We start from the raw sequence: 6944 nt of genomic DNA on the forward strand, positions 1-6944 counted from the left end.
CGACGCGCACGACGCGCACGACGCGCACGACGCGCACGACGCGCACGACCGGGAGATCATCTCGGTGGCGGGACGGATCCTGCGCATCCGCGACTACGGCGGAGTCATCTTCTGCCAGCTACGCGACTGGTCAGGCGAAATCCAAGTGCTGCTGGACAATTCGCGCCTGGGCCGCGGGCGCAACGCCGACTTCACCGGCGCGGTCGACCTCGGCGACCTGGTCGAGGTGACAGGGCACATGGGTTTCAGCAAAAAGGGCACCCGCTCGTTGCTCGTACACGACTGGCGGATGGTGGGCAAGTGCCTACGGCCCCTGCCCGACAAGTGGAAAGGCTTGACCGACCCGGAGGCGCGGGTGCGGACGCGCTACGTCGACCTGGCGGTCAATCCCGAGTCACGCGAGCTGATCACGGCACGCAGCAGAATTGTGCGCTCGGTGCGGGACACATTGTGCGCCAAAGGATTCATCGAGGTCGAGACCCCAATCCTGCAGCAGGTCCACGGCGGCGCCACCGCGCGTCCGTTCGTCACCCACATCAATGCCTACGACATGGACCTGTTCCTGCGCATCGCGCCGGAGCTCTACCTCAAGCGGTTGTGCGTCGGCGGCATGGAGCGGGTGTTCGAGATGGGCCGGGCGTTCCGCAACGAAGGTGCCGACTTCAGCCACAACCCGGAGTTCACCCTGCTGGAGGCCTACCAGGCGCATGCCGACTACGCGGTATGGATCGACGCCTGCCGCGAAATCATCCAGAATGCCGCCGAAGCAGCCCATGGTGAGCAGATCGCGATGCGACCCCGCGGCGGCGCCCACGGAGCCGGCCTCGAACCGGTCGACATCTCCGGTAGATGGCCGGTGAAAACAGTTCACGACGCGGTGTCCGAAGCGCTCGGAGAACACATCGACCCCGACACGTCCCTGGCTGCGCTGCGCAAGCTGTGCGACGCTGCGCGCATCCCCTGCCGACCGCACTGGGATGCCGGCGCGGTGGTGCTCGAGCTCTACGAGCACCTGGTCGAGCAGCACACCGAGGCGCCGACCTTCTACACCGATTTCCCGACGTCGGTGTCGCCGTTGACCCGGCCGCACCGCAGCCGCGCCGGCGTCGCCGAGCGGTGGGATCTGGTGGCGTGGGGGGTGGAGTTGGGCACCGCCTACAGCGAGCTGACCGACCCGGTCGAGCAGCGGCGCCGCTTGCAGGAGCAGTCGCTGCTGGCTGCCGGCGGAGATCCCGAGGCCATGCAGCTCGACGAGGACTTCCTGCAGGCCATGGAGTATGCGATGCCGCCGACCGGCGGGCTGGGGATGGGCGTCGACCGCGTCGTCATGCTGATCACCGGCCGCAGCATCCGCGAGACGCTGCCGTTCCCGCTGGCAAAGCCGCATTAGACCGGTATTAGGCCCGCCTTAGCCCGAGGCGGACCTGCCAGCCAGTCCGACACGTGGATGAATATGTTCCGGGCGAGTTAACAATGGCTCACAATGGACCATGTGACAGCGTCGATGACCGATGCCACGGACCGGTTGCTCGCCACCGGTCATATCTCGTTGATGCATGGCTGGGTGCCGACGACGATCCAGGTGGCAACCGCGGTGACGCTGACGCTTGCCGTCGGCTGGCGCTCACGGCGCTGGCGGGCGGTGTGGCTGCCGGCGGCGGTCCTGGTCGGTGGGGTGGCGGCCTATCTCACACACTGGTACATCGTTGACCGCGGTCTCTCCGAGGACCCCGCGCCCTCAGCACTGTGGCTCTGGATCACGTTGACCGGCATGGCCGTGGCCGTGCTGATCCTGGGCTGGGGCAGCGCGCGGCGATGGCGGCGTGGCGTGGCGCTGGTAGCCGTGCCGCTATGTGCGCTCAGCACGGCGCTGGTGCTCAACCTGTGGGTTGGCTACTTCCCGACGGTGCAGTCTGCGTGGAGCCAGGTCATCTCCGGCCCGCTGCCCGATCAGGCCGACCGGGCCACCGTCACCGCGATGGCAAACAAGGGGGCCCGACCACCGCACGGCACCGTGCTGCCGGCGGTCATCCCCTCGGACGCATCCCATTTCAAGCACCGCGGCGAGCTGGTCTACCTGCCGCCGGAGTGGTTTTCCAGCAGCCCGCCGCCACCGTTGCCGACGGTGATGATGATCGGGGGGCAGTTCAACACACCCGCGGACTGGATGCGGGCGGGCAACGCGGTCAAGACGATCGACGACTTCGCGGCCGCGCATGACGGCAAGGCGCCGGTGTTGGTGTTCGTCGACTCCGGTGGCGCTTTCAACAACGACACCGAATGCGTCAATGGCGTTCGCGGAAATGCCGCCGACCATCTGACCAAAGATGTTGTGCCCTACATGGTTGCGAATTTCGGTGTCAGCCCCGATCGGTCTCGATGGGGTGTCGCGGGCTGGTCCATGGGCGGAACCTGCGCGGTGGACCTGACCGTCATGCATCCCGAGATGTTCAGCGCCTTCCTCGACGTTGCCGGCGACTTCTCCCCGAACGCCGGCAACAAGGCCCAGACCGTCGCCAGGCTGTTCGGCGGCGATGCCGACGCCTGGGCGGCATTCGACCCGACCACGGTGATCGCGCGGCACGGGCCGTACCGCGACGTGGCCGGCTGGTTCACGATTTCCTCGGTTGGCCCGCCGCCGCGCCGCGACGTCGTGCTGGCAGACAGCGGCGCAGTCCGTCGCGCCGCGCGGGAAGCGGCCGCCGATCCCGGCAACCAGACCGCGGCGGCCTATGCGCTTTGTGCGTCCGGCCGTGCCAACGGAATCGACTGCGCGGTGGTCCCCCAGCCGGGTAAGCACGATTGGCCGTTCGCGGGCCGGGCCTTCGCGGCCGCGCTGCCCTGGCTGGCGGGTCGACTGGGCACGCCGGGGGTTGCGCGCACATCCTTGCCCCCTGCGTCCGCCACTGCAGTGGTGGTCCCGGCCCAGCATTCCAACACCCACCGGCGCTAGCGGCGAGCGCTCACGCAGGCCCGACGAATCAACCGATCCCGGCCCCGGATACGACAGCTGCGGCGACGCGACACATAAACGTCTGCGACGACACGCCGTGTGTCGCCGCAGACGTTTATGTGTCGCGGAAAGATTGGTCACGCCGTGACTTTGCGCCGGCGGCTGGGTCGCCGCGGGGCGCGCACCGGAGCACGGCCGATGACCTCGGCGAGGAACTTGCCGGTGTAACTTTCCGGGACCGCGGCGACGTCCTCCGGCGTGCCCTGCGCGACAACGGTTCCGCCCCCGGAGCCGCCCTCGGGGCCCATGTCGACGATCCAGTCCGAGGTCTTGATCACGTCCAGGTTGTGCTCGATGACGATGACGGTGTTGCCTTTGTCGACGAGGCCGTTGATGACGTTCAGCAGCTTGCGGATGTCGTCGAAATGCAAACCGGTGGTGGGTTCGTCGAGGATGTAGACGGTCCGTCCGGTCGAGCGCTTCTGCAGTTCGGCGGCCAGCTTGACGCGCTGCGCCTCGCCGCCGGACAGCGTCGGCGCGGGCTGGCCGAGCCGGACATATCCCAGCCCGACGTCGACCAGCGTGCGCAGGTAGCGGTGAATGCCGCTGATCGGTTCGAAGAACTCGCATGCTTCCTCGATCGACATGTCCAGCACTTCGGCGATTGTCTTGCCCTTGTAGTGCACCTCGAGGGTTTCCCGGTTGTAGCGGGCGCCCTGGCACACCTCGCACGGCACGTACACGTCGGGCAGGAAGTTCATCTCGATCTTGATGGTGCCGTCGCCGGTGCACGCCTCGCAGCGGCCGCCCTTGACGTTGAACGAGAATCGGCCGGGCTGGTAGCCGCGGACCTTGGCCTCGGTGGTGGCCGCGAACAGGGTGCGGATCTTGTCGAAGACACCGGTGTAGGTGGCCGGGTTGGACCGCGGGGTGCGTCCGATCGGCGACTGGTCGACCCGCACCAGCTTGTCGAGGTGGTCCAGCCCGGTGATCCGGGTGTGGCGACCGGGGACCTGGCGCGCGCCGTTGAGCCGGTTGGCCAGCACCGCAGCCAGGATGTCGTTGACCAGTGTGGACTTGCCCGACCCCGACACGCCGGTCACCGCGGTCAGCACACCCAGCGGAAATGCCACGTCGATGCCCCGCAGGTTGTGCTCGCGCGCGCCCACCACCGTCAACTGCCGGCGCGGGTCGACGGGCCGGCGCACGGCGGGAACCTCGATGCTCTCCTTGCCCGCCAGGTAGGCGCCCGTCAGCGACTCCTCGTTGGCCAGCAACTCGCTGTAGGTTCCGCTGTGCACGATCTGGCCGCCGTGTTCGCCGGCCCGCGGGCCGATGTCGACGACCCAGTCGGCGTGGGCGATGGTGTCCTCGTCGTGCTCGACGACGATCAGGGTGTTCCCCAGATCCCTGAGGCGGGTCAGGGTTTCGATGAGGCGGCGGTTGTCGCGCTGATGCAGGCCGATCGACGGTTCGTCGAGCACGTAGAGGACCCCCACCAGGCCGGACCCGATCTGGGTGGCCAGCCGGATCCGTTGCGCCTCACCGCCGGACAGCGTCCCCGCCGCCCGCGACAGCGACAGGTACTCCAGCCCGACGTCGAGCAGAAAGCCCAGCCGCGACTGGATCTCCTTGAGCACCTGTCCGGCGATGGCCTGCTCACGCGACCCGAGGGTGAGGGTGCTCAGGAAGTCCGCGCAGTCCGAGATCGACAGCTCGCAGACCTCGGCGATGGACTTCTCCCCGTGCTCCCCCGCGGCCAGCGTCACCGCCAGGATCTCCGGCTTGAGCCTGGCGCCCCCGCACTCCGGGCAGGGCACGTCACGCATGAAGCCCTCGTAGCGCTCCTTCATCTGCTCGGATTCCGTCTGCGCCATCTTGCGCTGCAGGAACGCCAGCACGCCTTCGAAATCGGCGTAGTAGGAGCGGGTCCGCCCGTACCGGTTGCGGTAGCGCACGTGCACCTGATGGTCGGAGCCCTCCAGGATCGCCTTGCGCGCCTTGGCCGGCAGCTTGCGCCACGGCGTGTCGACGTCGAAGCCCAGCTCCTCGCCGAGACCGGCCATCATCCGGGTGAAGTACTCCGCGGTGTGACCGTTCGACCACGGCGCGACGGCGCCTGCGGCCAGGGTGCGGTCCGGATCGGGGATCACCAGGTCGGGGTCGACCTCCTTGCGGATGCCCAGGCCCGAGCACTCGGGGCATGCCCCGTAGGGCGAGTTGAACGAGAACGAGCGCGGCTCCAGGTCGTCGACGGCCAGCGCGTGCCCGTTGGGGCAGGCCAGCTTCTCGGAGAACCGCTGCTCGCGGGGACGGTCGTGCTCGTGGGCCCGGTCATCGGGGAACTCCAGCACCACGATGCCGTCGGCGAGGCTCAGCGCCGTCTCCACGGAGTCGGTGAGCCGCTGCTTGGCGGTGGCCTTGACGGTGAGGCGGTCGACCACCACCTCGATGTCGTGCTTCTCCTGTTTCTTCAACTTGGGCGGGTCGGTCAGCGGGTGCACGACGCCGTCGACCCGCACCCGGCTGTAGCCCTGCCCGTTCAGCTTCTCGAACAGGTCGGCGAACTCACCCTTGCGGGTGCGCACCACCGGCGCGAGCACCAGGAACCGGGTGCCCTCGGGCATCGCCAGCACCTGGTCGACGATCTGCTGCGGGGTCTGGCGCGCGATCCGCTCCCCGCAGACCGGGCAGTGCGGTGTGCCCGCGCGCGCGTAGAGCAGCCGCAGATAGTCGTAGACCTCGGTGATGGTCCCGACCGTCGAGCGCGGGTTGCGGTTGGTCGACTTCTGGTCGATCGACACCGCCGGGGACAGCCCCTCGATGAAGTCGACGTCCGGCTTGTCCATCTGCCCCAGGAACTGCCGCGCATAGGCCGACAGCGACTCGACGTAGCGGCGCTGCCCCTCGGCGAAGATCGTGTCGAAGGCCAGCGACGACTTGCCCGACCCGGACAGCCCGGTGAACACGATGAGCGCGTCGCGGGGCAGGTCGAGGTCGACGCCACGCAGATTGTGCTCGCGGGCGCCCTTGACGATGAGGCGATCAGCCACCCTGCCCCTCTCGGTGAACGTTTTCGTGCCGCAAACGGCGCAGTCCATGCTATGCGCCGGCGCCGACACGCGATCGGCGGCCGACGACGTCAAACGCAACCAGTGGGACCGCCGGTTCGCGCATGCCGCGCCAGGCTGGCGGTAGCCGCCCAGGCGGCGTTCACGCCGGGGGCGTCGCACCGCGGTCGATCCAGTCCCTCAGATTTTCGTGCGCCGTGGTCGTCGTCCGTCGCTTCAGCGCCCCTGTGTTCACATCGGTTGTAACGCACGACACCGATAATCCGGTTGTCGTCGCCCTGTCTATCCGCTCGACAAACCGCCGCATTAACTCAGACGCAAAACAGGCGCCTGCGGCCGGTGGCTTCCAAGAAGGGGTGTAAAAGCTCGGACATAGATTCCAATCGCTTACGGTTGTGATTTTATGCAATGGCACCGACAGAATTGGCGGCGCGGCATCGTGTTGGCCTCCGTCGCCGACGACGTCTACACCTGGCCGCGCCACCCGGCCCCCAGACCGACGCCCTACCGGACGGCCAGCGGAACGCTTCGTCGTCGCCAAGCGGCGTCGGTCTCTGGGTGTGACCCTCCTATCGCTTCACGGTATTTGGTGTTATGCGATGCGGCCGATACGTGCCAACGTGTTCGCCAGCTGCTCACGTGCGATCTCGGCGTCGTAATGGGCCTGCATGTTGATGAAGAACATGTCGGTCAAGCCAAGCGCTCGCGATAGCCGAAGCGCGGTGTCGGCGCTGATGCCCCGCTTGCCGTGGACGATCTCATTGATACGCCGCGGCGGCACATCAATCGCCTTGGCAACGCGGTATTGAGAGATCCCCATCGGCTCGAGAAATTCGGTCAAGAGAATCTCGCCGGGGTGGGTGGGTGCGAAATCTGCCATCACTCTCTCCTTTCTGGCTTCGCTAGTGATCGTCGACCGA

At 67.6% G+C, this 6944-nt stretch carries 4 protein-coding genes; 2 read left to right on the forward strand and 2 right to left on the reverse strand.

What is annotated here, in order from left to right:
- Both lysX and ACOJVU_RS10485 read left to right on the forward strand, forming a co-directional pair.
- A partial coding sequence (gene lysX, locus ACOJVU_RS10480; RefSeq protein WP_421529718.1) for a bifunctional lysylphosphatidylglycerol synthetase/lysine--tRNA ligase LysX occupies positions 1-1390 on the forward strand: 1390 nt, incomplete at its 5' end.
- Positions 1391-1483: 93 nt separating this feature from the next.
- Entirely contained in the window at positions 1484-2953 is a 1470-nt protein-coding gene (locus tag ACOJVU_RS10485; RefSeq protein ID WP_421529719.1) for an alpha/beta hydrolase, read from the forward strand.
- Between the two features lie 137 nt (positions 2954-3090).
- On the opposite strand, the gene uvrA is transcribed toward ACOJVU_RS10485, so the two are convergent.
- Together uvrA and ACOJVU_RS10495 are read right to left on the reverse strand one after the other, a co-directional pair.
- Positions 3091-6006 (reverse strand): excinuclease ABC subunit UvrA, encoded by a 2916-nt coding sequence (uvrA, locus tag ACOJVU_RS10490; protein ID WP_421529720.1) that lies wholly within the window; start codon positions 6004-6006, stop codon positions 3091-3093.
- Between the two features lie 610 nt (positions 6007-6616).
- Positions 6617-6944, reverse strand: a 328-nt coding sequence (locus ACOJVU_RS10495) for a HigA family addiction module antitoxin (RefSeq protein WP_421529721.1), incomplete at its 5' end; no start/stop codon positions are given.

Source organism: Mycobacterium sp. THU-M104, from assembly GCF_049197365.1.
Taxonomy (GTDB): domain Bacteria; phylum Actinomycetota; class Actinomycetes; order Mycobacteriales; family Mycobacteriaceae; genus Mycobacterium.